Consider the following 22,853-nt stretch of genomic DNA (forward strand, 5'->3'; position numbering starts at 1 on the left):
GCATCGCCTCAATTCAAGCGAACAGGTTTAGGGAGATGAAACCATCTGACGCTTGTGGAGGTCATAGCGATCGCCATGACTCAAGATATGCAGACGCAGGTTATGAATGCTGAGCGGATCGGTATCGCCAACATGGGGATAGTTGGTGTAAGACGATTCGCCTGGGTCAATAATAGTCACCGTACCTTTACCAATCACTTGAAAAGTACCGTTATTTTCAAACATAGCGCAAGTATCTTCATCAATGCCGATCGCTAGCTTGTCCATATTGGAAGCGACAGCGCTGAGCAATCGCGCCATGCGGTTCCGATTATGGAAATGTTGATCAACTACCACCTCCGGAATAATGCCCAAACCTATGGTCATATCTACTAGAGAGCGATTCGGCGATTCACCGCTGCCTCCTCCCGCGATCATTTGCTGCCCCATGACGGCTGCCCCTGCGCTGGTGCCCGCCAACGTAATTTCGCCTAGTCTGGCACGGGTGCGTACACATTCCATAATGGGCGTATCTGAGAGCAGCCCACAGAGCCGAAGCTGATCCCCGCCTGTCATAAAGACCCCTGTGCAGTCTTCAATGAAAGCCTGCCACTCAGGGTTGGAGCCATGCTCTCGCTCGCGGATGTCTACGACCTCGATCGCCTTAGCACCCATCTCTTCAAAAATGGTGACATATCGGCTCCCGGTTGCAGCTGGCTCTCGTGAGGCAGAGGGGATAATAGCAATGCGGGCATCGGCTCCGCCACAGCGCTGAAAGAAAGTTTGGAGGATAATCCGTCCGTGAAGTTTGTCTTCGGCTCCGCCAATGACCATGACGGCGGTTTTTGTGAGCTGGGGCATCCTTTGCTGAAGAAGTCTAGGGTCGAGTTGCAGCATGACATCCCCTCTGGGCGTAGTTCTGGGCATAAAGTGAGTTAGACGCTCCAGTAGCCAACCGAAAGAGATGCTGTGCATGTTTATGAGCTTGCCTGATCGCTAGCCTGATGACTGTGAGAGTTCTCTGGCGGTGTTCTCTGGCGGTGTTCTCTTGATAATTGCTTCTGGTGTCCAGAGACAATATTCTACTCTTCCTTCTTAATTTTTTTCGAGAAGTGCGCGTCAATTGAGTGCCAAATTTTTTGGATTTACTGCTCAACCGAAGACATCATTACTGCTGCTGCTTTCTTCCATCCAGTATCTTACCTTACGTAGACCTTAGAGTAGTGCTGGATTTTGCTCAAGGAATTTACTTGACTCCAAGCCTACCGAATGAGCCATGCTTCTGTTGTGTCGGTTCTAACGTAATGACTTTTCTTGCCCTCACATTGAGGGGCGATCGCTGGTGCAAAATCTGGGCGAAATTTGGGCAAAATCTGGGGCAGCCTAATTTCTAAATTGAATCTGAACTCAAATTATTCATAAACTGTATGAGAGATCTATCAAAAAAATATTGGAGCCATGCTGACTCAGCATTCCCCCCGTCCTGAACCGATTTGGCTCACCGTGGCTCGGCTACTGCGATGGGATAAACCTGCCGGACGGCTAATTTTGATGCTGCCTGCGCTTTGGGCCGTGGTGCTGGCAGGTCGGGGAGCGCCGCCCTTGCCTCTGGTCGGCATTATTATTTTGGGGACTCTGGCAACCAGCGCGGCAGGGTGCGTGGTGAATGACCTCTGGGATCGCAATATTGATCCCCAGGTCAGTCGCACCCGTAGCCGCCCTCTAGCCTCGCGCGCCCTCTCAGTCAGAACGGGCATTGTTGTAGCGCTGATCGCTTTCATCTGCGCTTGCGGTCTGGCGGTCTATCTCAATTTCTTCAGCTTTTGCCTCTGTGTTGCCGCCGTGCCGTTTATTGTGCTTTATCCCTTGGCGAAGCGGGTGTTTCCAATTCCGCAGTTGGTGCTGTCGATCGCCTGGGGATTTGCCGTACTCATTAGCTGGAGCGCCGTGACAACAAATCTGGAATTTCCCACCTGGCTGCTGTGGGGGGCAACAGTGCTGTGGACTTTGGGTTTTGACACCGTTTATGCCATGGCAGACCTCAAGGATGATGAGCGGATTGGCATTAACTCAAGCGCCCGATTTTTTGGACGACATGCAGCAGATGCAGTAGGAATTTTCTTCCTAGGGACAACTCTGCTTCTAGCTGGCGTGGGCGAAGTGATGGATCTAGGCATAAGTTTTTGGGTCAGTTTGGGGGTGGCGAGTGTCGGATGGGGGTGGCATTATCTTCAGTTGCGTCCGCGATCGCCCAAGCCCCAGGTTTATGGTGAAATCTTCGGGCAGAATGTTTGGATAGGATTTGTGCTGCTAATCGGGATGTTATTGGGAAGCTGATCGGACTCAATAGACCTCTTGCAAATTAGGTTTAGTGGGGCTGCGTCCCTACTAAATCTCATCCCAAAACTTTAAAAGAGGTCTAATGGACAGGAAGGATGAGGCAATGGCACCGCAGTTTCGCGATCGCACAGAGGCAGGGCAACTCTTGGCTAAAAAGCTAGGTCACTATGCCAACCGATCGGATGTGGTTGTAGTGGCTTTACCGAGGGGGGGTGTGCCCGTTGCCTATGAAATTGCTCAAGTTCTGCACGTTGGGCTAGATATTTGCCTGGTGCGAAAACTAGGAGTACCGGATCACCCAGAGCTGGCTATGGGAGCGATCGCATCAGGCGGAGCCAGGGTGATGAACACAGATATTGTGGAATTGCTGCACATCTCTGATCAGGATGTGCTTCAGGTGACGACCGCCGAACAAGCCGAGTTAGAGCGGCGAGAACGACTCTATCGGGGCGATCGCCCTGTCCTGAGTGTGCGCGACCAAACAGTGATTTTGGTCGATGATGGTATTGCCACGGGCGCGACAATGCGAGTTGCCATAGCGGCATTGCAACCCCAGAAGCCGCGCTGGATCGTTGTAGCGACACCGATCGCCTCGCCCAGCAGCTCTGAACAGCTCAAAATCCAGGCTGATGAAATGGTTTGCTTGGCAATGCCCGCTCTCTTGCGCTCTATTGGTCAGCACTACAGAAATTTTCCACAAACCTCTGATCAGGAAGTTTGTCAGCTATTACACCATGGCAACGGGGTTTAACCCTAGCTTTGCCAGCAGGCGATCGACATTGAAGTGTTTCGCCATCATTTGGCAGATGGCTTGAACCTTAATAGGCTCATGGAGGCGAACTTGCCCAAAAGCGCGATCGATAATTTCTACCGTTGTCAGCGTATCGAGATCGACTGAGAGAATCGGAATCTCTAGGTCTTCAGCCCGACTCAGAATTGTGGGCATGGGCGGAATATGCCCCGTGAGAATGAGGCACTGCGTCGAAGTCTCCAACGCAGCCAGCTGAATGTCGGTGCGATCGCCTCCCGTCACAACCGCCATGTTATGAGCTTTGCGGAAGTAACCCAGCGCCGAGTTGACGTTCATCGCCCCGATCTTGAGACTTTCTACCATCAAATCCATGCGGTCTGCGCGGCAAAGCACTTCTGCGCCAAGCTGTTTCACCAATTCCCCCACGCTGACGCTCCGCAACAGGTTGTTTCGGGGCAGAACGGCCAGCACTTCAATACCTTGCTTCTCTAGGAAAGGCTTCACCTGACTGTTGACCAGATCGACTTGCTCATGGGGCACGTCATTGATTAAAGTCCCAATGAGGCGATCGCCCAACTGCTGCTTTGCTACGAGCAGGCTATCCACCACCAGCTCAGAGTGAAATCTCGACACCAATACCACCGAAGCATCTAGCGTCTGGGCAATTTGAGGCAGAGATAGATTAAACAACTTGCCCTCTTCTAGAGTTCCTGCGCCCTCTAGCAACACCAAATCCCCTGAAGGAGTCTGGGTGTAGCTCAAGAGATGCTGGGCATAGTCAGCAATATCTTCTCCGGTCAGGCGCTGGGCGATCGCAGATTGGCTGAGCGGCAGCAGCATAGGCAGAACCCTTTCTGGGGGAAGCTTGAGCGTTTGCGTAATAAACTGAATATCTTCTTCAATTAACTCTGCCTGAGAGGCACTCAAGCAAGTTCCGACGGGCTTTCCATAGGAAATGTCCAGCCCTTTCTCTTGCAACCGATGCGCCATGCCCAAAATGATGGCAGACTTGCCGCTATAGGTTTCTGGAGATCCAACTAAAAGGTACTTTGCGAGTTTTGGCACGCACTCACTCCTGCGATCGAATGGAATTGAGACAGATTTTTGATGCGCTCAGCCTAAAGCCTAATTTAGCCTAGAGCCTGACAAGGCGCTTTACTTGAACACTGACTGACTCAGAGCCATTAAGCTTTGAGTATTTTAAGCACGGTATGGAGTTATGTTGAGATCTAGCCTAGTGCAAGTTCTGTATCTACTTCGGTATCTCCAGTGGCACTTTCGAGAACGAAGCAATCTTGCCAGACCTGAGCCGATCGCCCTGAGCCAATCGCCCTGAGCCAATCGCCCTAAGCCGCTGCAATCTAGAGCCGCTGCAATAGATTAAGACCATGGGTATCTGTGCCGCAAGTGCTAAACAAGCCATAGACTTGCCCAAGCGATCGCACTTCCTGCGTTTGCTTCGGGCTAGCTTTCCAAGGTGAAGGATTATTGTAGGCATAATAAGCCTCAATGCCATCGATCCCGGCTTGAGCCGCTTCAGGAATGAGGTCGGCAGGCGATCGCCGATATCGGGCGGGGTGTGCTAGCACCGCCAAGCCTCCAGCGGCATGGATGGCAGCAATTACTCTGGCTGCTTCAGCTCTGTCTCCCACAGGGGCTTTGCTCTGAGCATAGGACTGAATGGCATCGTGGTCAGGATCAAACGCATAAGCCAGAATGTGGACTTCGTCTTGCAACAAACTTGCGGTCACTTCCATCCCCACCCAAAGTTTCGGCAACATCTGGCGATCGGGCTGTTCGTTAAGCCACTGTTGCGCCCGACGGTAGCCGCTGACACTGTGGTGATCAGTGATGGCTAACCCCTTTAGTCCGATCGACACAGCTTGCGCGATCAGTTGCTCCGGCTGAAGCCGACCGTCTGAAAAAACGGTGTGCATATGAAAATTGTAGGAGTGAGGGCAGCTATCAGCCGTGATTGCTTCAAACACAGACCGGAGAGATGCTGTATCCTGCGCTGAATCTTGCGCTGATGAAGCCAAACCATGAACCAGATCGGCAGCCATAGTTCTCTTAACGGTTATTTACATTCTGATATCATACCTGGTCATGATCTAGACCTGCCTGTTTATTTTGAGACTGCATAGCCCCAACGCTGACTCTGCGATCGCCCCAGGTTCGCCCCAGGATCGCCCCAGGTTCGTCTTAGGTTCGTCCCAGTAAGCGATAATTGCAAAAGCGACCCTTGCAGAGATTTCATTCAGAGCCTTTAACTTCAGTGCGCTTCGACATTATTACGCTGTTCCCCGATTTTTTCACCTCGCCGCTTAGCTCTGGGCTACTGGGTAGAGCGCTGAGCAAAGAGATTGCCACAGTCAATTTGGTAAATCCCCGCGACTTTACTGCCGATAAACATCACCGAGTAGATGACGAACCTTATGGCGGCGGCGTGGGAATGCTGCTGAAGCCAGAGCCAATTTTTGCAGCTGTAGAATCAGTGCCTGTGTTGCCCAATCGAGAGGTGATCCTGCTGACTCCCCAGGGGCAAACCATGCACCAAAAGATGTTTCAAGATCTAGGGAACTATGAGCAAATTGTCATGGTTTGCGGACATTATGAAGGGGTAGACGATCGCGTTCTCAATCTCGTTACCCGTGAAGTTTCTCTAGGAGACTTCGTTCTCACCTGTGGCGAGATTCCGGCGCTGACTCTGCTGAATGGCGTTATTCGGCTGCTTCCCGGCACGGTCGGCAAAGAGGAGTCATTGAAGCTGGAAAGCTTTGAGGCAGGGCTACTCGACTATCCGCAATATACTCGCCCCGCCGAGTTTCGCGGTATGCAGGTTCCGGAGGTGCTGCTATCGGGCAATCACCAGGCGATCGCTCAGTGGCGCAAACGGCAGCAGCAAGAGCGCACTCGTGACCGTCGCCCTGATCTTTGGAAAGCATGGCTAGAACAGCAGCAATCCGAGAAATTCGAGAAGGGCTAAACTAAAAGAAAATCGAGCATCAGAGGAAAAGCCCGTGGTTACAACTCTCTCCCTGCAAGATCGGCTTGTGGATACGATCGCCCTCTACCGCGATCGCGTGGACTATCTGGAAGTTCGTCTAGAGCAAGGCGAAGCAACGGCAATTTCCTATCGCGGCAAGCAGCTAGATGCAGTCGATCGCAGCTTTTCTCTATCGGGCGGCATCCGCGCCTGTCACAAAGGCGGCTGGAGTTTTGTCACATTCGACGGGCTAGGCGACCTCAAGAATCGGATTGAAGATGCCATTGCCCAAGCTCATCTCATCGGCAAAGAAACCACGGAGCTAGCGGCGGTTGATTCCATCCAGGACTATGTGGCTGTCGATCTGGGTCACGATCCGCGCGGTGTTTCTCTCGATCGCAAGCGGCAATTGATTGAAACCTATAACCAGATTTTGCTGGACTACGATCCGCGTATTCAAACCACGATGGTGGGCTATGGCGATCGGTTTCGCACAAATTATTTTGTTAACTCTTCGGGCACCTGCATTGTGCAGGAGCGGCTGGATGTCAACGGCAGATTTGGCGTAGTTGCGCGTGGAGAAAACGTAGTGCGTCAGGGCTTTGAATCTGTGCATTCGCGATCGGACTACGGAGCGCTGGAAGGGCTAGAGGCCCAGGTGAAAAGCGCCGCAGAGCGAGCAGTACGGCAGCTAGACGCGAAGCCTGTCAAAGGCGGACAATATCCGGTTGTGCTTGATCCCTATCTGTCAGGAGTCTTCATCCACGAGGCGTTTGGGCATTTGTCTGAAGCAGACTTTGTCTACGAGAATCCGCGAATGCAGGAGCTGCTGGTGCTAGGCAAGCCGATCGCCATCCCTCAGCTCAATGTGGTGGATGATGGCACGATCCCAGGTTTGCCAGGTTCCCTTAAATACGACGACGAAGGCGTTCCGGCACAGCGTAAGTATTTGATCAAAGACGGCATTCTTACCCAGCGCTTGCACAGCCGTGAAACTGCTGGGAAAATGCACGAAGCGCCCACAGGTAATGCCCGTGCTTTGAGCGCCACCTATCCGCCGATCGTCCGCATGACCAACACGGGGATCGAGTCGGGCGATCGCGCTTTTGCAGACATGATCAGCGACATTGAGGAAGGCGTATATGCGGTGCGGATGTTAGGTGGACAGACTAACGGCGAACTGTTCACCTTCGCAGCGGCTGAGGGCTACATGATCCGCAATGGTCAAATTGCTGAGCCAGTTAGCGATGTCACCCTCAGCGGCAACGTTTTTCAAACGCTCAAAGACATTGATGCGATCGGCAGTGACTCTGTCTATAGAAACGGCGGCTGCGGCAAAGGCGGACAATCGCCCTTACCTGTCAGCGTGGGCGGCCCTCATGTACGGATTCAAAACGTGGTTGTGGGCGGACGATAGCAGCAGCTAGCTACAATGCGGCCCGATATTCTGCGTCAACCCAGCAGCGGGGCAATGCCTCACCTGAAGGAAAAACCAGTTCATACTTAGCAACTTTCTCAGGATCTTGCTCTTCCTCTCCAGACTGCACCCTGCCGCAGACTTTTTCCTCCGCAGGATTAATTAAGGCAACGGTATCTTCAATCTCAATCAAAACTCCAGTTTGCTTGTTCTGTAAAAGCATAGTTTTCTGCTGCAATTAAATAGTGCTATCTCTCAGAATCCTGCGTCTGCCCCAAAGCGACATCTACCGATCGAGATGGATTGGCATTATTTTGAATTCTAGATTCCAATCCAAGATTCAAAACTGCCGAACTTCACCTATGCCCGATCGCACCCCCATTACCCGCGACATGAATCGCGCAGACTATTCTCAGCTACCTCGCCATTCGTTAATAGTTTGCGCAACTTTAGTGCATAGCCCCGTCAATCTGGGTGGACTGTGCCGCACCGCGGAGGCATTTCGGCTGGAGGCGATGGTATTAGCTGATTTAGCGATCGCCGAAACCCATCCCTTTCGCAATCTGGCGGCTTCAGCACATCACTGGCAGCCATTAAATGCCTGTGCGCTGGATGTTCTCCCAAGTTGGCTGAGTCAGCAGCGGCAGTTAGGCTATAGTCTGATTGCGCTGGATGCTAACCCTGCCGCTCTGCCGCTGACAGAATTTGTGTTCTCGCAAAAAACGGTGCTTGTGCTGGGGCAAGAGCTAACTGGAATTCCGGCAGCAATTTTGGATCAGTGCGATCGCGCCCTTAGCATTCCGCAGAGTGGCATGGTGGAGTCGCTAAACGTGCAGACTGCCGGGGCGATCGCCATCTACGAATACATTCGCCAACAGTCTCTTTCTCTAACGTAACCATGGCGCATAAACTCTTAACCCTACTCAGCGATTTTGGACTCAATGATGCCTATGTGGGCATGATGAAGGGCGTGATTTATCAGATCAATCCGGCGCTCACGATCGTCGATCTTACCCATGAGGTGCCACCCAAAAATATTGCTGCTGCTCAGTTTCACCTGATCAACGCCTATCCCTATTTCCCGGCAGGGAGCGTCCATGTTGCCGTGGTTGATCCGGGAGTGGGCGGCACAAGACGGGCGATCGCCCTAGAGCTGACAGACGGCTTCCTCGTCGGAGCTGATAACGGCTTGCTCACAGAACTGGCGCGGCGGCGATCGATCCTTCATGCCGTTGAGCTGAGTAACTCGCGGTACTGGAGATCTGCCGAACTTAGCGCTACCTTTCACGGACGGGATATTTTTGCGCCCGTGGGAGCACATCTCGCCAGCGGCATAGCCATTCAGGATTTGGGGACCGCGATCGATCCAGCAACACTGGTGGAGCTGCCGATCGCAGCCCATAAGTCCACCCCAACGGGCTATACGGGCAATATTCAGCATATCGATCGCTTCGGCAATGTGATCACCAACATTCCAGGCGATGCGGTACGCGACAAATCTTGGTCAATTATCGTCAATCGGGTAACGGTTCCCGGCTGTCGGGTGTATGGCGATGTCCCTGCCGGAAAGCCTCTAGCGCTGATTGGTAGCCATGGCTGGATCGAAATTGCCGTCAACGGCGGCGATGCCCATTTTCAATTGCGGCTAAATTGGACGGACTCTATCAAAGTCGCGATCGAGCCTCAGTTGATCAAAGCCTAAATTGATCGACCCCAAATTGATCGACCCCAAATTGATCGACCCTAAGCGGAAACGCGATAATAGTCTTGATTCTTCCAAAAATCTCAGATCGAGAGCGATGACCATGGACGCGCAGATAACCGATCAGCCTACCGAAAGCTATCAAGGACAGTTTGGAGAATTTACGATTACGGATGGCGATCGCCAAGGGGTAAAAGTTTACCGAGGGGGTCTGCTGGTGGCGGCTCTGAGTTTTGCGATCGGTACGGCACTGGTTTTCTGGCAAGGAAGCAATCCCAAGGTGCTAGTGGCGCTAACTCCGTTGTATACGCTGTTTGCTGGAGCGCTGGCGGTTAGCTTGCTCACTATCCATATTTATATGGGATTACTGCATCGGGCGCTTCAGATATTTTGGGTAATTGGGGCGATCGCGGCAATTAGCGTCGCTCATCTGAATCCAGAACCCTTTGCCCTGACGGTGTATCAGCAGCCGCTGACGATTTTGGGCATTGGCTTTACCTTTGCGGCACTGACCGGAATTTTCTTCAAGGAAGCTTTTTGTTTTAATCGCCTGGAAACCAAATTCCTTACCTTCATTGTCCCTGCGCTCTTGCTAGGACACTTGACGGGACTTTTGCCGATCGCTCTAGGAAAAGGGCTGCTGGCGGCATGGGCAATTTTGTTTATGGTGTTTGCCCTGCGGAAAACAGTGCAGGCTATCCCTGATGACATTGGGGACAAGAGCGTGTTTGAGTATCTCAAGCATCAGCGCCCTTAGGAATGAGTTCGTCTGCTTCGTTTACAGGTAGTGGCAGTCTGGAGATCCCTCATTGGTCGTCAGGGTAACATTTCTCGAAGGTAGTTAGCGTTATCGAGTATCAAATCAGGGCTAAGATGCAGTCGATTTAGGAAATTTCTGTCGCTGATGATTATTTGGTTGAACGGAGCCTTTGGTATTGGCAAAACCCAGACCGCCTTCGAGCTACACAGCCGAATCTCTGATAGCTTCATATTTGACCCTGAGCAAATTGGCTTTTTCCTCCGGAAGATTGTACCGTCAGAAATCTATGTAGGAGACTTCCAAAATCATCAGATATGGCGCGAGTATACCCATCAAGGATTGCAATACGTTGCTGAGAATTTTGCCGGAACAATCATTGTTCCAATGACTGTTACTGATCCTCTTTACTACGATCAAACTGTGGGTGCGTTGAGACGCGGGGGGTTGCAGGTGCATCATTTCACTTTGCTTGCTTCTCGTGAGACAGTTCTTCGTCGATTACGGCGACGTGGTGATGGCAGCAATTCTTGGAATGCACATCAACTTGACCGATGCTTGAAATTATTATTAGATGAAAAATTCGCAGTTCATCTCAATACGGAAGAAAAAACAATTGAGGCGGTTGCAGAAGAAATTGCTCATCACGCAGGTCTTGAACTCAAACCTCCAACTTGGCATCCAATCTTACGTCCTTTGAAGCGGCTGGTCGTGCAAATACGCCATATCCGCTTGTAATTGGTTGATCGTAGCGATCGCCGTCGAACAGGTCGATGAAGCAGACTGTTGGTAGAACTTGGTGGTGCTGCGAAGGTTATTTACCGCCGTTTATCTTAGTCATTAGCTTGAAAAGCTTTGTATAGAAAGCAACCTACAACTTCTGCTGACTGCTCCACAGACTAGAAAACTATTCAGTAGGCTTCTAGAACACACATGAAAATAGCTAACAACAGGGATATCTTTCTGTCCAAATATCTTTTTACCCTCCTTCTCTAGAAGGATAGCTCTACATACTTGTTTCGTTAAAGTACGGGGGATGTATCTAGTAATCAAATATTATGGCAATTGAAGATGCGATTGCAGCTGCTAAAGATAAGCTGCCAGATATCACTCCTACGCCTCCTGCTTTTCACAGTCAAGCAACTGCCCATGAGCTTAAATCCCGTCTTAACTGGGGAGAGCCAGGGTTAACGATTCTGGATGTACGTAGCCATGAAGCTTTTGGCGATCGCCGCATCATGGGCGCTATGAATATGCAGCTAGATGAATTGCCCCAGGCGGCTCAGAGTTTAGCATCAAACCGAGACATTTATGTGTATGGCGAAAATGACGAAGAGTCTGCGACCGCAGCAACTCGCCTACGTGATGCAGGGTTTGTAAAGGTAGCAGAACTGAAGGGTGGTCTTGCAGCTTGGCAAGAAATTGATGGTTCTGTAGAAGGAATCGCTACTAACGAAAATCCGGGTTCAGATGCTTATAATGTTGGCTCTCGTCTAACGGCATTCAGCCAAGAAAAGGAAAAAGAGCAGCGCATGGAACAGCAGAAGTAGGTCTTTTGTTATTTCAATTTACGTAGCTTTCGAGCCAGCTTTTGAGGTAAAAGCCTATGCCCTTTTCGGGGTGTAGGCTATCTGGTCTTAGACGCTCTATAGTCGCAGCAAAGGCTGAAGTTCTTGTGGCTCCAGTTCGCGCCATTCTCCAGGCTGTAGCTCTGCTAAGTGAAGGTGAGCGATTGCCACCCTAACTAATCTCAAAGTTGGAAAGCCAACCGCAGCGGTCATCCGCCGCACCTGACGATTTTTTCCTTCTGTTAAAGTCAGTTCAACCCAAGCAGTCGGTATCGATTTACGAAACCGAATGGGCGGATTGCGAGGCGGTAGATCAGGTGGTGGCAAGACTTTTACCTGAGCAGGGCGAGTGCGATAGTCTTGAATCCACACGCCCTGACGGAGTTGATCCAAAGCTGCGTCATCAGGAATATTTTCTACCTGCACCCAGTAGGTGCGCGGGTGCTGAAATCTTGGATCGCTGAGCTGATGCTGGATGCGACCGTTATTAGTTAGCAAAAGTAATCCCTCACTATCCCGATCGAGTCTTCCAACCGGATACACATCTGGAACCGAAATGTAGTCTTTTAGAGTTCGGCGCTGACTCTCAGATTTTTCGTCGGTAAACTGTGAGAGAACATCATAAGGTTTGTAAAATAGAAGAAAGCGATCGGGCATATCGTCAAGATAGAAAAAGAATATAAGGGTAGATTCAACCTTAATTGAAGAGATGATTCAAGAAAGGGGGAAGCTGAAGTTAAAAATTTAATGCCAAAGTGAACAAAACCTATTGTTCTTTAGGCCGCATCTTAGAAACATTGTCTCGTAAAGAAATATTGCGACTTATTTAAAAAAATTTAGATAAGCTCTCTGTATATTTATTTTTATGCCTGACTTAATGTAAAACACTAATAAGCATATTGCTGAGGAAACGTTTTATGGATATGAGAAAGTACCGGGTTGCTTGCACACTTACTTTCGGGGATATTTACGGTCAAATCATTATTTGGTTAGTCGTCCTATTCATTAGTTTGGCAGCTGCAATGGCACTCATGGGAGCCAGCCGTCCAATCTATGCTCTAGCGACTGTAGGGCTAATCTTGGTGCTATCTCTACCCTTCCTGCTATTTGCTTTCGTAACAACGCTGCTCAACCATATTGAGCTAGTCACAGTTGATCCGGCGCTCGAAGCTAGGAAAAGTCCGGCTCAAGCCCTTGCTCAAAACACAGCCCAAGCTGCTGGCTAGCTAGCTTTAGTAGATCGCAGAGTCTTCCTATTTTTCCTAAAGGCTGGATTTCAAAGGCGTTCCGCGCCTTTGAAATCCAGCCTTTAGGGTTTTGTGGCACGCGCTACAAAACCCTAAATTGCAATCTACTGAGCTTTCTAAATCTCTGAGGACGAACTAACGCGATCTGCAACTTGGTCTGAAAGTCTTGTAGGATGTCCATCCTGCCTGCCCCACATGAATCAGGAGCTTTAGAAATTGTGTAGCAACCGCCAAGGCGGTAAGGACGGGGACATTTAGGGTGGGGCGCTTCGCGCCCCACCCTAAATGTCCTAAGCAAACTAGCAACAGCTACATAGATTCGGGATCAGGTCAGCGCAACCTTACTTCTTAATAAAGTTTGGATGAACCCTTAAGGAGTTTGGGCATAATGAGGTTGCAAGTTTATATGTGGATGACTCATGACATCCGAATCTTTTCTGACGATCGCAGATCAACCCATTTCAATGGGGCAAGTGTTCAGGTATCTACAGGCAAATGGTAAGTTAGACGGGTTTATTGGCGATATTGTCCGTCAGTTTGTGATCGAGCAAGAACTGCAATCCCAGGTCAATTTCAGCATTGGTTCAGCGGTCGTTGAGCAAGCCGTGATCGACTTCCGGCTGCAAAACCAGTTGACTGACCCCAAGCAATTTCAAGACTGGCTAACCAGCAACAGTTTAACCTATGAAGCCTTTCATGCTCAGCTTGGCATGACTTTCCGCCTAAAAAACCTAAAAAACAACGTGACTGAGGCTCGCCTGCCAGAATACTTTATTGAGCGCAAGGTCTATCTCGATCGCGTCGTTATTTCTCGAATTATCGTTAACGAGAAGGAACTTGCAGACGAATTAAAAAGTCAGCTTCAGGAAGGAGCTAGCTTTGATCAGCTCGCCAAAGAGTACTCCATCACCGACGATCGGATTATGAATGGCATGGTGGGTCCAGTCAGCCGCGGCACGATGCCAGATATGCTGCGAGCCGCAGTTGATATGGCAAATCCAGGTGAAATCGTTGGACCTTTGGGTTTAGACGATCGCTGGGGGCTATTCCGAGTCGAGGCATTTCTGCCTGCTGCTTTGGATGACCCACAGGTGAGACAGGCTCTACAAGATGAGCTGTTTGAACACTGGCTAGCTGAGAAAATGCAGAACCTCCCCATCAAAATCCAAGTTGACTAATCATCTACCATGACTCAAGCCCTTCCCATCAGCATTAACTGGGATGCCCCTCCCTTCAGCTGGTTAAAGCCAGAGCAGCAGTTTCGGATCAAATCTCAGGGAAAATCCCGCAGCTTTGCGCTGGGGGAGGTGATTTGGTCAACTGAGACTCCAGGGGGTCACTATCTCGTGGTTTCAGGTAACGTGCGGCTAGTTCCTACCGAAGGGGATGCGGTGCGGCTGAAGGAGGGCGACTGGTTTGGTGATGCCCTAGAGTTGTCGGATGCCTGGAAGGCGAGGGCTGCTAGCAAGGAAGTAATCTTGCTGGAGTGGTCGGATACAGAGTGGTCGGCAGTCGCCTCACCGGAGATGAAGCAGTTTTGGTCATCGGTGCGATCGCGCTATCAGCCCAATTTCTCCACTGCGCCCCAACCTGTCTCTGGCTATCCTTTCGTTTCAGGACTCAATACGGCAGCGGCTTGCCTAACTATGCTGGCACAGCGGCTAGAAACCCCCGTCCAGCTCGAATGGGTACAGCGGCAGCTCCGGGGACAGCGACCTAAGGATTTGGTCAGTGCCGGGGAAAAAGTTGGCTTACAAATGCGGCGATTGCTGGTAGGCAACTGGCAAGATTTTCGGCAAATCACCTTTCCGGCAATGCTCCAGTGGCAGCAAGCCGGACATTGGGTAGTTGCTTATGGAATTAGGGGCGATCGCTTGATCATTGGCGACCCCATGAACCCTAGCCAAACCTGCGAGAGCATTCCGCGTCAGTTGGTAGAGCAATCTTGGGACGGTCAGCTCTGGCAGGTGGATCTGATTCAAAAACAGGAGAAATTTAACCTCACCTGGTTTTTACCCGCGGTTTGGAAATTCCGCAATCTGCTGGGTGAAGTACTGCTTGCCTCCTTCACCCTTCAGCTTTTAGGCTTGGGTTCTCCCATCATTACCCAGGTGATTATCGACAAGGTGATGGTGCAAGAGAGTCTGCCGACGCTGGATGTGATGGCGATCGCTCTCCTGGGAACCGCCGTTTTTGAGGGCGCGCTGGGCATCTTACGGATGTTCATTTTCACCCACACTACCAATCGGCTTGATATGGCGCTCTCGGCGCAGCTATTCCGGCATTTGCTGCGGCTGCCCCTGTCCTACTTTGAGGCGCGCCGAGTCGGAGACACCGTGGCGCGGGTGCAGGAACTCGAAGAAATCCGCCAGTTTCTTACCAGTACGGCGTTGACTGTGGTGCTAGACAGCATCTTCTCGGTAGTCTACCTGGTGATGATGGCGTACTACAACATTCAGCTTACGGGTGTGGCTCTAGCGGTAATTCCCATGTTCGCCATCCTGACGCTGATTGCCACGCCGATCCTCAGAACCTGGCTGAACGAAACCTTTAATCGAAGCGCCGACAGCCAATCTTTTCTCGTAGAAACCATCACCGGAATTCATTCGGTGAAAGCCCATGCCGCCGAAAAAACCACCCGCGATCGCTGGGAAGGTCTTTACGCGCGCTTCATTCGCACGGGCTTCAAGGCATCTACTACAGCGAATATCAGCAACCACATTGGCGACTTTCTCACCAGTATCTCGGCGCTGCTGATTCTCTGGTTTGGGGCACAGTTAGTGATTAAGCAGCAGTTGACGATCGGGCAACTTGTGGCGTTCCAGATGCTTTCTGGACGGGTGACGGGGCCGCTACTACGCCTGATTCAGCTTTGGCAAACGCTCCAGGAGGTGTTGTTGGCGGTCGATCGCATTGGTGACATCCTCAACGTTGCCCCTGAGGCAGAACCCGGTACTGGGCTAACTTTGCCGCCTTTAAGAGGTCAGGTAGCGTTCGATCAAATCGTCTTCCGCTATAACGAAGAGCAGGAGCCGATTTTGCGCGGCGTGTCCTTCAATGCTGACCCCGGTATGTTTGTCGGCATTGTCGGGCGTAGCGGATCGGGCAAAAGCACTCTCTCTAAGCTCATTCAGAGGCTTTACCAGGCAGAATCAGGGCGGATCTTGATTGATGGCTTTGACATTAAGAGTGCTGATCTGGCTTCCCTGCGACCGCAAATTGCCGTGGTACTGCAAGAAGATTTCCTGTTTAACGGCTCGGTGCTAGAGAACATCACCTTCGGCAATCCAGATGTGTCACCAGAGCAGGTCATCGAGGCAGCGCGGATGGCAGTTGCCCATGACTTCATTTGCGATCTGCCCCATGGCTACGAAACCAATGTGGGCGAACGTGGCACCTCGCTTTCGGGCGGTCAGCGGCAGCGGATTACCCTGGCACGGCTGTTCCTATCCGATGCGCCGATTTTGATTTTGGATGAGGCCACTAGCCACCTGGATGCTGAAACGGAACAGCAGGTACTAGAAAATCTCAAGCGCATTTCTCAAGATCGGACGATGTTCTTGATTGCTCACCGCTTTGCGCCTCTCAAAAAAGCGGATCTAATTCTGACGATGGAGAAGGGCGTTATTGTCGAGCGCGGCACCCATGATGGGTTGCTTAATCAAAAGGGGCTGTATTGGTCGCTATATCAGCGGCAGCAAGCATCCGTTTAGAGAGATTTTAGGAAATTTTAGAGAGATAAAATTTATCCTAAATTTACATTTGAATCAGCCATCTTCCTGGCAGGTGGCTGATTCTGCATACGCAGAAGGACTGAAAAGCCTCTGCCCAGAGAGTTTCAAATAGACTGTAAGAAACTGCGCTCTACAAAATGATTACAGCGCTACAAAGTTTGTCGAGAAACTTTACCAGGAATTTACTTAGTAACTTATTCAAATTAATCTTCAGTAAGTTCACGGCTTTTTTTTACGAACTTTTCTAGCTTTGCTTCAAGCTATACGTAAAGCTGCTTAGCGCTGTGGGATGGCTTCTGCTGCAAAGCAGAGGTTGGATGCACAGTGGCTCAGCGGCTCAGCTTTTGAGAGCGATCGCCCTAGATTACTTGATTAGCGCAATTGAGCGGTGTGTCTACCTAGGAGTGCATGAGGAGATATTCATTGAAAGTGCTGAAAACTTGTATCAATTTTAATAACGGCGTAGTCAACAATGACTCGATCACGCACCCTGACAGCCTGTTCTCCATTCTTCATAGCAATAGCTATTTGAAGCGCATTTGAAGCGCTTGGCTGTCAGGCAAAAAGCATTCATTCCTGGAAGACTTTTCTTTGTTTAATTGCTTCAGCGGCTGAGGTTACCTAACTCATCTTCATAATGGCGTGTCTGTTAAGTGCTGTAGATGAATTCTCATCAACTTGCGGCACTAGCAGTTTGAGCCAATAGTTTGGGCGAAATCTTCAAGCCGACGTGCCTCTACCTCAATTTCATTCCAACCTTTACAAACAGCTAAACCATGGCAGATACTGACATCCTGAAGTTAACAGATGCTAAAATCAACCAGGCATCTTTTGCCCTCTACACTACTCCTGTTGACAGGACTCAAGGGCTGTCAATTACCTTCGACTTCTTCTCCTACGGTGGATCAAGTGGATCAACAGGTGGAGCGAACGGAGGCGATGGTATTGGATTTTTCTTAATCGATGGTGCACAGTCACCCACAAAGCCCGGTGGTTTTGGCGGTTCGTTAGGCTATGCACAAGACGCCACTACCGCGGGAATTGCTGGCGGATATTTGGGGGTCGGATTTGATGAATTTGGCAACTATTCAGCAGCCCAGGAAGGGCGGATTTTAGGTCCAGGCACAACCCCTGATGCCATTGCAGTTCGGGGTAGTGAAGCAACTGGCTATAGATATTTAACGGGAACCCCGACGAGTCTACCGGTGAGCCTGGATAACCCTAGCCCGCAGGCAACTCGCGCGAACTCTCGTAAACAGGCTCAAGTCGATTTGACTCCCACAGGCTTGCTCACAGTTCAGATTGATTTGAACAATGATGGCGATTTTTTAGATGCTGGAGAGAAGCCGATCGATGCTTTTGATGTCATTGCAGCCGGAAACGGACCTCTCCCTTCTACGCTCAAGTTTGGTTTTGCAGCTTCAACGGGCGCAGCGACGAATATTCATGAAGTTGGCAACTTCAAAGTCACAGCCTCAGATGGTACTCCATTACCTGGCAATTTTAGCGATGGTCTCTTAATTACAGGCAGCGGGACTGGAGCAGCAGGCGGAGTCATAAGAGGCACACCGGGTAGTGACACTATTATTGGAGGCGGCGGAGCCACCATAATAGGAAATGCAGGAGGTGACAAATTTACCTTTTCTGGCATTAGCAAAGCTGCCGCCCTGAAAAGCTCTACGGTCAGCAAGCTGACTAAGGTGACTGACTTCAAGTTTGCTCAAGGCGATCGCTTTCAGCTCGACTTTGACAACAACCTCAACACGTCCCAGCGACCCAAGGGGTTGTCCTACGCGGGTACAATTAAAGCGAGAAACCTGACAGAAGCGACTAAACTCGCCTACGCCGACAAGAGCGCCAGCAAGCGAGGCAGACAGTCCCTCAAGGGAGATGAGGCACTGTTCTTTAAGTTTGGCAGCCGCACCTATCTGTCTGTCAATGATACCAAGGCTGCATTCGCTACGAGACTTGACTTGGTTGCAGATGTGACGGGTATTCAGTTCAAGGCAGGAGATATCAAAAAAGCGTCTCTGTCAGTTGGCAATTACTTCGTCTAAGGATGCATTTGTCAGCAGCATTCCTGTAATGATTTCTGTTGCTGTGGCGGAGCATTACCAACGGAATCATTACATTTTGAGGACTACCGACGCGTTGATCGACCGAAGAGGATGTTTGAAAAGTCCAACTATTGGTAGCGAAACGTTTCACATCCCCTTCAATCCCCCTTAAAAAAGGGGACTTTGAATTCATTTTCCCTCTTTTTAAGGGGGGCAGGGGGATCAACAGGTGCCTAAAATCACAGCCGACCACTTTGCAAACATCCTCTAAGGCGTGACAGATAGACTCAGGTTCTCTGACAAAAGCTAATCGATCGCCTACTCCTATCCGGGCGATCGCTTCAATCTTTTACTTCTCCCAATATCTCTGCCAAATCAACTTCTCGCGGGTAGATTAGCCAACTCCTCTGCCAGGGCTGTGTCAAGGTTTTGACTAAGGGAGAAAGTTCGCTAATTTCTCGCAAGCCAGAGCCAATCTGTAGCTTAATGCCTCGCTGATAAAGCGTATAACCTCGGCTCCAGGTAGTTCTCAGCCCCGTGTAGTATGCAGTGCCGTATTCAGACTGGCTCTGCGTCGATAGAACAGCCTGCAAAAGTTGCTGTTGGCGATCGCTATCTAATTCAGTCACCTCGAAAGCTTTGGGCAAGTCTCGATCCAGAAAGCGGCGGCAAAGATCGGCAAGAACGGGATCGGAACAGTGCTGCCACCTTTGAAGGTGATACATGAACACGCCATCATTAGCCTCCAGATATTGGCTGAGCAGCAGCTGATTACAGTCTTGCTGAAGCCATGCCGTCATCGTGTCATCGGCAGAGAGGTGATGCAGCGCCAAAAGCTCTTTGGCACGACGGAATGCGCTTTCTAGCACCCAGGAAGCCGCCAGATTTTTGGGATGGTTGTAAATTTGAGCATACATAAAGTAACGAACAATCAGGTAATGCTCGATCGCCGCCATGCCCTTTTTAGCCACCACAAGCTGTTGAGTCAGCGCATCGTAATCCATTGCCATCAAGATGCGATCGAGATCTAGCTTGCCGTAGGATGCCCCTGTAAAGTAGCTGTCTCGCATCAGGTAATCTAGGCGATCGCAGTCTAATTGACTGGTGACAAGCTGCCAAACCAACGGCACAGGATGACTTTTGTGGTAAACCAGCCGCATTTGCTCTAGCAGATCGGGGTCAAATTCATCTAGCAGCATTCGCACCGGAGCAGACTCTTGCAGAATGCGCTCTGTCCAATGCTCGTGATGGTTGCCAAAAATCTCTTCGCAGGTATGGCTGAAAGGTCCATGCCCAATGTCGTGCAGCAAAGCCGCACAAAGAACCACGGCTCTATAACCCCGCAGTTCAGGATATTTTTGAGCAATCCGATCGAATGCCCGTCGAGCGATCGCCATCACGCCCAAAGAGTGGGTAAACCGTGACGACTCAGCGCCGTGGAAGGTCAGACTGGCAGGACCAAGCTGGCGAATTCGGCGCAGTCGCTGGAAGGGCGGTGTATCAATCAGCCGAATCAGCAGCGCCTCTACAGGATCGCCAAAATCTAGCGTGATTGCCCCATGTAAGGGATCTTGGTAGGTTCGTCCCGCGCTAGGCTGCACCAGCGACTACGGCTCCCTGAGTCAGCACCTCAACGGCAGTTTGATACTGGCGATCGGTAGCAGTTGCCAATTCATCTCGCGTAATGGGGTCAAGCGAAACCTCCACATCAGGTGCAATGCCCTGACGGTTGATGTCATGGTGATTGGGAGTTTCGTATTTGGCGATCGTCACCGCCAAGCCAGAGCCATCTGATAGGTTGAACAGGGATTGAATCAAGCCCTTGCCGAAGGTACGTTCGCCAATGAGCTGCGCTCGTCCGTTGTCTTGCAGCGCACCCGCCAGAATCTCGCTAGCGCTGGCGGTTCCCTGGTTGACCAGCACCACAAGCGGGTCGTCTGTGAGAGCGGCACCGCTTGCTTCAAAACTGTCCTGGATGCCGTTGCGGTTGACGGTATAAACCACAGTCCCTTCCCCCAGCCAAAGCCGTGCAATCTCAATCCCCGACTGCAACAGCCCACCCGGATTGCTGCGGAGGTCTAGCACGTAGGCATTTGCTCCTTGAGACTCCAAATGCTTGATGGCGCTTCCCACCTCGGCACTGGCATTTGCATTGAACTGACTCAGGCGAATATAGCCAATTTGTGTCCCGTCATCTTGGGTGCGCAGGTCAGCGTACACCGGATTAAGACTGATACGATCGCGTACCAAAGTGATGTCCTGAACTTGAGGTGAAGGACGATCGGCGTCTTGAAACTCTTCAGGCGCAATAGTTAGCGTTACTTTGCTGCCTGTGACACCCCGCATTCGTTCGGCAGCTTCGTCCAGGGAAAGCTTGGTCGTGGGATACCCGTTGATCTTGAGAATGCGATCGCGGGGTTTAATTCCAGCTTTCTCGGCGGGCGATCCTTCAATCGGCGCAATGACACGCAACTCGCTGTTGGGGTTGTCCTGCGTAATTTGCAAACCCACGCCCGTTAGCTCTCCAGCCGTGTTGGTTTGGAGACTGCGATACTGATCGGGCTTGAGCAACCGGGTGAAGGGATCATCCAGACTCGCCAGCATTTTCTGAATCGCGCCATAGGTCTGCTCACGATTATTAATCGGCTGCTGCAAAGCCTTTTGCCGCACCAGCCACCAGTTTTGATGGTTAAACGTGCTGTCTACATAAGCGCGATCGACAATTCGCCAAACTTCACTTAAAAGCCGCTGCTCTTCCGTCAGCGCCAGCGCGGGCGAACTTAACACGCCCATCGCCAAACTCATTGCCAGACTTACCGAAAGCACGAGCAGCAGGACAGATCTAAAAATCCGATTTCTCATAGTACAGATCTTAAAGTGAGTCTGGCTTCCTGGCTATAGGGTGAATGCGGAAAAGTGCGGTAGCAGCATCTGCAAGAGTGAGTTGAGGAGATCATTAAGATCCGCTCAAACCTGGCTTTACAGAGCCTTGCACAGTGCAATTCACCTGAGAGCTGTGTTACATTTATTGACAGTCATAATACCCCCCTGGAACTCTCGTTTCATGTTTACAAAACAAGTTACTGACTCAAAAACCTTCAAGTGGTTTGATGAGCGTCTTGAGATTCAGGCGCTCGCTGATGATATCAGCAGCAAGTATGTTCCTCCCCATGTCAACATTTTCTATTGTCTGGGGGGCATTACCTTAACTTGCTTCATCATCCAGTTCGCCACTGGATTTGCAATGACTTTTTACTACAGACCGACTGTAGCTGAAGCCTTTACTTCTGTGCAGTACATCATGAACGATGTCAGCTTCGGCTGGCTGATTCGCTCCATTCATCGCTGGTCTGCCAGCATGATGGTTTTGATGATGATCCTGCACGTTTTCCGTGTCTATCTGACGGGTGGATTCAAGAAGCCTCGTGAGTTGACCTGGGTGACTGGCGTTGTGCTAGCAGTAATCACGGTGTCCTTCGGTGTAACGGGATATTCACTGCCCTGGGATCAGGTCGGCTACTGGGCGGTGAAAATCGTATCCGGTGTGCCTGAGGCGATTCCTGTGGTAGGCGTTTTGATTTCCGACATGCTGCGGGGCGGTGCTAGCGTGGGTCAAGCCACTCTAACTCGCTACTACAGCGCTCACACCTTCGTCTTGCCTTGGCTGATTGCGGTGTTCATGCTGCTGCACTTCCTGATGATCCGCAAGCAGGGCATTTCTGGTCCCTTGTAATGGGGTTCTTTGTAGCCTGATCCTTTGAACCTGGTTCTCTGCAAACCGCTTCAATTTAAATAACTTAAGGAGAGCACTCCCTCATGGCAACAATTAAGAAGCCAGACCTCGCAGATCCGATTCTGCGAGAGAAGCTGAAGAACGGTATGGGTCACAACTACTACGGTGAACCTGCCTGGCCTAACGACTTGCTTTACATTTTCCCAGTTGTGATTCTGGGCACGATCGCTTGCTGCGTGTCTCTCGCCGTACTTGATCCGTCCATGGTGGGTGAACCTGCAAACCCCTTTGCAACACCGCTCGAAATCTTGCCTGAGTGGTATTTGTATCCTGTGTTCAACATCTTGCGCGTTTTGCCTAACAAGCTGTTGGGCGTTGCCTGCATGGGTGCCGTACCTCTGGGTTTGATTCTGGTTCCCTTCATTGAGAACGTCAACAAGTTTCAAAACCCTTTCCGCCGTCCTGTGGCAACAGCCGTTTTCCTGTTTGGTACGGTAGTTACCCTGTGGTTAGGAATTGGCGCTGTGATGCCGATCGACAAGGCGCTGACGCTGGGCTTGTTCTAAGTTGCGACCTATCTAA

The 22,853-nt window shown here is 50.8% G+C and carries 24 protein-coding genes; 16 read left to right on the forward strand and 8 right to left on the reverse strand.

What is annotated here, in order from left to right:
• Nucleotides 1-27 precede the first annotated feature (27 nt).
• The gene (locus tag AC5JMP_RS25985; protein WP_495854457.1) at nucleotides 28-876 is read right to left on the reverse strand and encodes a cyanophycinase; all 849 of its coding nucleotides are present in this window, start codon (nucleotides 874-876) and stop codon (nucleotides 28-30) included.
• 561 nt (nucleotides 877-1,437) lie between these two features.
• Between AC5JMP_RS25985 and AC5JMP_RS25990 the strand changes: the two genes are divergently transcribed.
• Both AC5JMP_RS25990 and AC5JMP_RS25995 read left to right on the forward strand, forming a co-directional pair.
• Nucleotides 1,438-2,316: a 4-hydroxybenzoate solanesyltransferase gene (locus AC5JMP_RS25990; RefSeq protein WP_495854405.1), complete on the forward strand. Its 879-nt coding sequence runs from the start codon at nucleotides 1,438-1,440 to the stop codon at nucleotides 2,314-2,316.
• A gap of 106 nt (nucleotides 2,317-2,422) precedes the next feature.
• Nucleotides 2,423-3,070: a phosphoribosyltransferase gene (locus tag AC5JMP_RS25995; RefSeq protein ID WP_495854406.1), complete on the forward strand. Its 648-nt coding sequence runs from the start codon at nucleotides 2,423-2,425 to the stop codon at nucleotides 3,068-3,070.
• Here the strand turns inward: AC5JMP_RS25995 and AC5JMP_RS26000 are convergent.
• The 3 genes from AC5JMP_RS26000 to AC5JMP_RS26010 all read right to left on the reverse strand — a co-directional run bounded on the left by AC5JMP_RS26000 (nucleotide 3,047) and on the right by AC5JMP_RS26010 (nucleotide 5,327).
• Nucleotides 3,047-4,135 carry a phosphotransacetylase family protein gene (locus AC5JMP_RS26000; protein WP_495854407.1) on the reverse strand — a complete coding sequence of 363 codons (1,089 nt, stop codon included), beginning with the start codon at nucleotides 4,133-4,135 and terminating at the stop codon, nucleotides 3,047-3,049. The genes AC5JMP_RS25995 and AC5JMP_RS26000 overlap by 24 nt on opposite strands.
• Nucleotides 4,136-4,431: 296 nt before the next feature.
• Nucleotides 4,432-5,133, reverse strand: a complete 702-nt coding sequence (locus AC5JMP_RS26005; protein WP_495854408.1) for a PHP domain-containing protein — start codon at nucleotides 5,131-5,133, stop codon at nucleotides 4,432-4,434.
• A gap of 62 nt (nucleotides 5,134-5,195) precedes the next feature.
• Nucleotides 5,196-5,327: a hypothetical protein gene (locus tag AC5JMP_RS26010; RefSeq protein ID WP_495854409.1), complete on the reverse strand. Its 132-nt coding sequence runs from the start codon at nucleotides 5,325-5,327 to the stop codon at nucleotides 5,196-5,198.
• Between the two features lie 18 nt (nucleotides 5,328-5,345).
• On the opposite strand from AC5JMP_RS26010, the gene trmD reads away from it, so the two are divergent.
• Nucleotides 5,346-6,056 (forward strand): tRNA (guanosine(37)-N1)-methyltransferase TrmD, encoded by a 711-nt coding sequence (gene trmD, locus AC5JMP_RS26015; protein WP_495854410.1) that lies wholly within the window; start codon nucleotides 5,346-5,348, stop codon nucleotides 6,054-6,056.
• A 52-nt stretch (nucleotides 6,057-6,108) separates the two neighbouring features.
• A complete protein-coding gene (locus AC5JMP_RS26020) occupies nucleotides 6,109-7,473 on the forward strand; it encodes a TldD/PmbA family protein (protein WP_495854458.1) in 1,365 nt (454 codons plus the stop codon).
• Between the two features lie 10 nt (nucleotides 7,474-7,483).
• On the opposite strand, the gene AC5JMP_RS26025 is transcribed toward AC5JMP_RS26020, so the two are convergent.
• Nucleotides 7,484-7,696 (reverse strand): acetyltransferase, encoded by a 213-nt coding sequence (locus tag AC5JMP_RS26025; RefSeq protein ID WP_495854411.1) that lies wholly within the window; start codon nucleotides 7,694-7,696, stop codon nucleotides 7,484-7,486.
• 91 nt (nucleotides 7,697-7,787) lie between these two features.
• Between AC5JMP_RS26025 and AC5JMP_RS26030 the strand changes: the two genes are divergently transcribed.
• From AC5JMP_RS26030 to AC5JMP_RS26050, 5 genes are all read left to right on the forward strand, one after another.
• A complete protein-coding gene (locus AC5JMP_RS26030; RefSeq protein WP_495854412.1) occupies nucleotides 7,788-8,369 on the forward strand; it encodes a TrmH family RNA methyltransferase in 582 nt (193 codons plus the stop codon).
• Nucleotides 8,370-8,371: 2 nt separating this feature from the next.
• A complete protein-coding gene (locus AC5JMP_RS26035) occupies nucleotides 8,372-9,175 on the forward strand; it encodes an SAM hydrolase/SAM-dependent halogenase family protein (RefSeq protein WP_495854413.1) in 804 nt (267 codons plus the stop codon).
• A gap of 103 nt (nucleotides 9,176-9,278) precedes the next feature.
• A complete protein-coding gene (locus AC5JMP_RS26040) occupies nucleotides 9,279-9,932 on the forward strand; it encodes a DUF2301 domain-containing membrane protein (RefSeq protein ID WP_495854414.1) in 654 nt (217 codons plus the stop codon).
• Nucleotides 9,933-10,079: 147 nt separating this feature from the next.
• Nucleotides 10,080-10,670, forward strand: a complete 591-nt coding sequence (locus tag AC5JMP_RS26045; protein WP_495854415.1) for an AAA family ATPase — start codon at nucleotides 10,080-10,082, stop codon at nucleotides 10,668-10,670.
• Between the two features lie 320 nt (nucleotides 10,671-10,990).
• A complete protein-coding gene (locus AC5JMP_RS26050) occupies nucleotides 10,991-11,482 on the forward strand; it encodes a rhodanese-like domain-containing protein (protein ID WP_495854416.1) in 492 nt (163 codons plus the stop codon).
• A 96-nt stretch (nucleotides 11,483-11,578) separates the two neighbouring features.
• Here AC5JMP_RS26050 and AC5JMP_RS26055 read toward each other — a convergent pair whose 3' ends face one another.
• Nucleotides 11,579-12,157 carry a pseudouridine synthase gene (locus tag AC5JMP_RS26055; RefSeq protein ID WP_495854417.1) on the reverse strand — a complete coding sequence of 193 codons (579 nt, stop codon included), beginning with the start codon at nucleotides 12,155-12,157 and terminating at the stop codon, nucleotides 11,579-11,581.
• 260 nt (nucleotides 12,158-12,417) lie between these two features.
• Here AC5JMP_RS26055 and AC5JMP_RS26060 point away from each other — a divergent pair, with 260 nt between their 5' ends.
• From AC5JMP_RS26060 to AC5JMP_RS26080, 5 genes are all read left to right on the forward strand, one after another.
• Nucleotides 12,418-12,726, forward strand: coding sequence for a hypothetical protein (locus AC5JMP_RS26060; RefSeq protein ID WP_495854418.1), 309 nt, complete (start codon nucleotides 12,418-12,420; stop codon nucleotides 12,724-12,726).
• A gap of 440 nt (nucleotides 12,727-13,166) precedes the next feature.
• A complete protein-coding gene (locus AC5JMP_RS26065) occupies nucleotides 13,167-13,925 on the forward strand; it encodes a peptidylprolyl isomerase (protein ID WP_495854419.1) in 759 nt (252 codons plus the stop codon).
• Nucleotides 13,926-13,934: 9 nt separating this feature from the next.
• A complete protein-coding gene (locus tag AC5JMP_RS26070; RefSeq protein ID WP_495854420.1) occupies nucleotides 13,935-16,460 on the forward strand; it encodes a type I secretion system permease/ATPase in 2,526 nt (841 codons plus the stop codon).
• Between the two features lie 338 nt (nucleotides 16,461-16,798).
• A complete protein-coding gene (locus AC5JMP_RS26075; protein WP_495854421.1) occupies nucleotides 16,799-16,936 on the forward strand; it encodes a hypothetical protein in 138 nt (45 codons plus the stop codon).
• Between the two features lie 321 nt (nucleotides 16,937-17,257).
• Complete coding sequence (locus AC5JMP_RS26080) at nucleotides 17,258-18,538, forward strand: bluetail domain-containing putative surface protein (RefSeq protein ID WP_495854422.1); 1,281 nt, start codon at nucleotides 17,258-17,260, stop codon at nucleotides 18,536-18,538.
• A 341-nt stretch (nucleotides 18,539-18,879) separates the two neighbouring features.
• On the opposite strand, the gene AC5JMP_RS26085 is transcribed toward AC5JMP_RS26080, so the two are convergent.
• Nucleotides 18,880-20,139 (reverse strand): HD domain-containing protein, encoded by a 1,260-nt coding sequence (locus AC5JMP_RS26085; protein ID WP_495854423.1) that lies wholly within the window; start codon nucleotides 20,137-20,139, stop codon nucleotides 18,880-18,882.
• Nucleotides 20,129-21,400, reverse strand: a complete 1,272-nt coding sequence (gene ctpA, locus AC5JMP_RS26090; RefSeq protein ID WP_495854424.1) for a carboxyl-terminal processing protease CtpA — start codon at nucleotides 21,398-21,400, stop codon at nucleotides 20,129-20,131. The genes AC5JMP_RS26085 and ctpA overlap by 11 nt, the downstream gene beginning before the upstream one ends.
• A gap of 202 nt (nucleotides 21,401-21,602) precedes the next feature.
• Here ctpA and petB point away from each other — a divergent pair, with 202 nt between their 5' ends.
• Both petB and petD read left to right on the forward strand, forming a co-directional pair.
• A complete protein-coding gene (gene petB, locus AC5JMP_RS26095; protein ID WP_495854425.1) occupies nucleotides 21,603-22,271 on the forward strand; it encodes a cytochrome b6 in 669 nt (222 codons plus the stop codon).
• A gap of 83 nt (nucleotides 22,272-22,354) precedes the next feature.
• Complete coding sequence (gene petD / locus AC5JMP_RS26100) at nucleotides 22,355-22,837, forward strand: cytochrome b6-f complex subunit IV (protein WP_495854426.1); 483 nt, start codon at nucleotides 22,355-22,357, stop codon at nucleotides 22,835-22,837.
• Nucleotides 22,838-22,853: the final 16 nt, after the last annotated feature.

It is taken from the genome of Drouetiella sp. (assembly GCF_059504425.1).

Coding starts and splice junctions, on each gene's coding strand:
- AC5JMP_RS25985 (WP_495854457.1), bottom strand. CDS start 876: ATGCTGCAACTCGACCCTAGACTTCTTCAGCAAAGGATGCCCCAGCTC.
- AC5JMP_RS25990 (WP_495854405.1), top strand. CDS start 1,438: ATGCTGACTCAGCATTCCCCCCGTCCTGAACCGATTTGGCTCACCGTG.
- AC5JMP_RS25995 (WP_495854406.1), top strand. CDS start 2,423: ATGGCACCGCAGTTTCGCGATCGCACAGAGGCAGGGCAACTCTTGGCT.
- AC5JMP_RS26005 (WP_495854408.1), bottom strand. CDS start 5,133: ATGGCTGCCGATCTGGTTCATGGTTTGGCTTCATCAGCGCAAGATTCA.
- AC5JMP_RS26010 (WP_495854409.1), bottom strand. CDS start 5,327: ATGAAATCTCTGCAAGGGTCGCTTTTGCAATTATCGCTTACTGGGACG.
- AC5JMP_RS26025 (WP_495854411.1), bottom strand. CDS start 7,696: ATGCTTTTACAGAACAAGCAAACTGGAGTTTTGATTGAGATTGAAGAT.
- AC5JMP_RS26035 (WP_495854413.1), top strand. CDS start 8,372: ATGGCGCATAAACTCTTAACCCTACTCAGCGATTTTGGACTCAATGAT.
- AC5JMP_RS26040 (WP_495854414.1), top strand. CDS start 9,279: ATGGACGCGCAGATAACCGATCAGCCTACCGAAAGCTATCAAGGACAG.
- AC5JMP_RS26045 (WP_495854415.1), top strand. CDS start 10,080: ATGATTATTTGGTTGAACGGAGCCTTTGGTATTGGCAAAACCCAGACC.
- AC5JMP_RS26050 (WP_495854416.1), top strand. CDS start 10,991: ATGGCAATTGAAGATGCGATTGCAGCTGCTAAAGATAAGCTGCCAGAT.
- AC5JMP_RS26055 (WP_495854417.1), bottom strand. CDS start 12,157: ATGCCCGATCGCTTTCTTCTATTTTACAAACCTTATGATGTTCTCTCA.
- AC5JMP_RS26060 (WP_495854418.1), top strand. CDS start 12,418: ATGGATATGAGAAAGTACCGGGTTGCTTGCACACTTACTTTCGGGGAT.
- AC5JMP_RS26065 (WP_495854419.1), top strand. CDS start 13,167: ATGACATCCGAATCTTTTCTGACGATCGCAGATCAACCCATTTCAATG.
- AC5JMP_RS26070 (WP_495854420.1), top strand. CDS start 13,935: ATGACTCAAGCCCTTCCCATCAGCATTAACTGGGATGCCCCTCCCTTC.
- AC5JMP_RS26075 (WP_495854421.1), top strand. CDS start 16,799: ATGCACAGTGGCTCAGCGGCTCAGCTTTTGAGAGCGATCGCCCTAGAT.
- AC5JMP_RS26080 (WP_495854422.1), top strand. CDS start 17,258: ATGGCAGATACTGACATCCTGAAGTTAACAGATGCTAAAATCAACCAG.
- ctpA (WP_495854424.1), bottom strand. CDS start 21,400: ATGAGAAATCGGATTTTTAGATCTGTCCTGCTGCTCGTGCTTTCGGTA.
- petB (WP_495854425.1), top strand. CDS start 21,603: ATGTTTACAAAACAAGTTACTGACTCAAAAACCTTCAAGTGGTTTGAT.
- petD (WP_495854426.1), top strand. CDS start 22,355: ATGGCAACAATTAAGAAGCCAGACCTCGCAGATCCGATTCTGCGAGAG.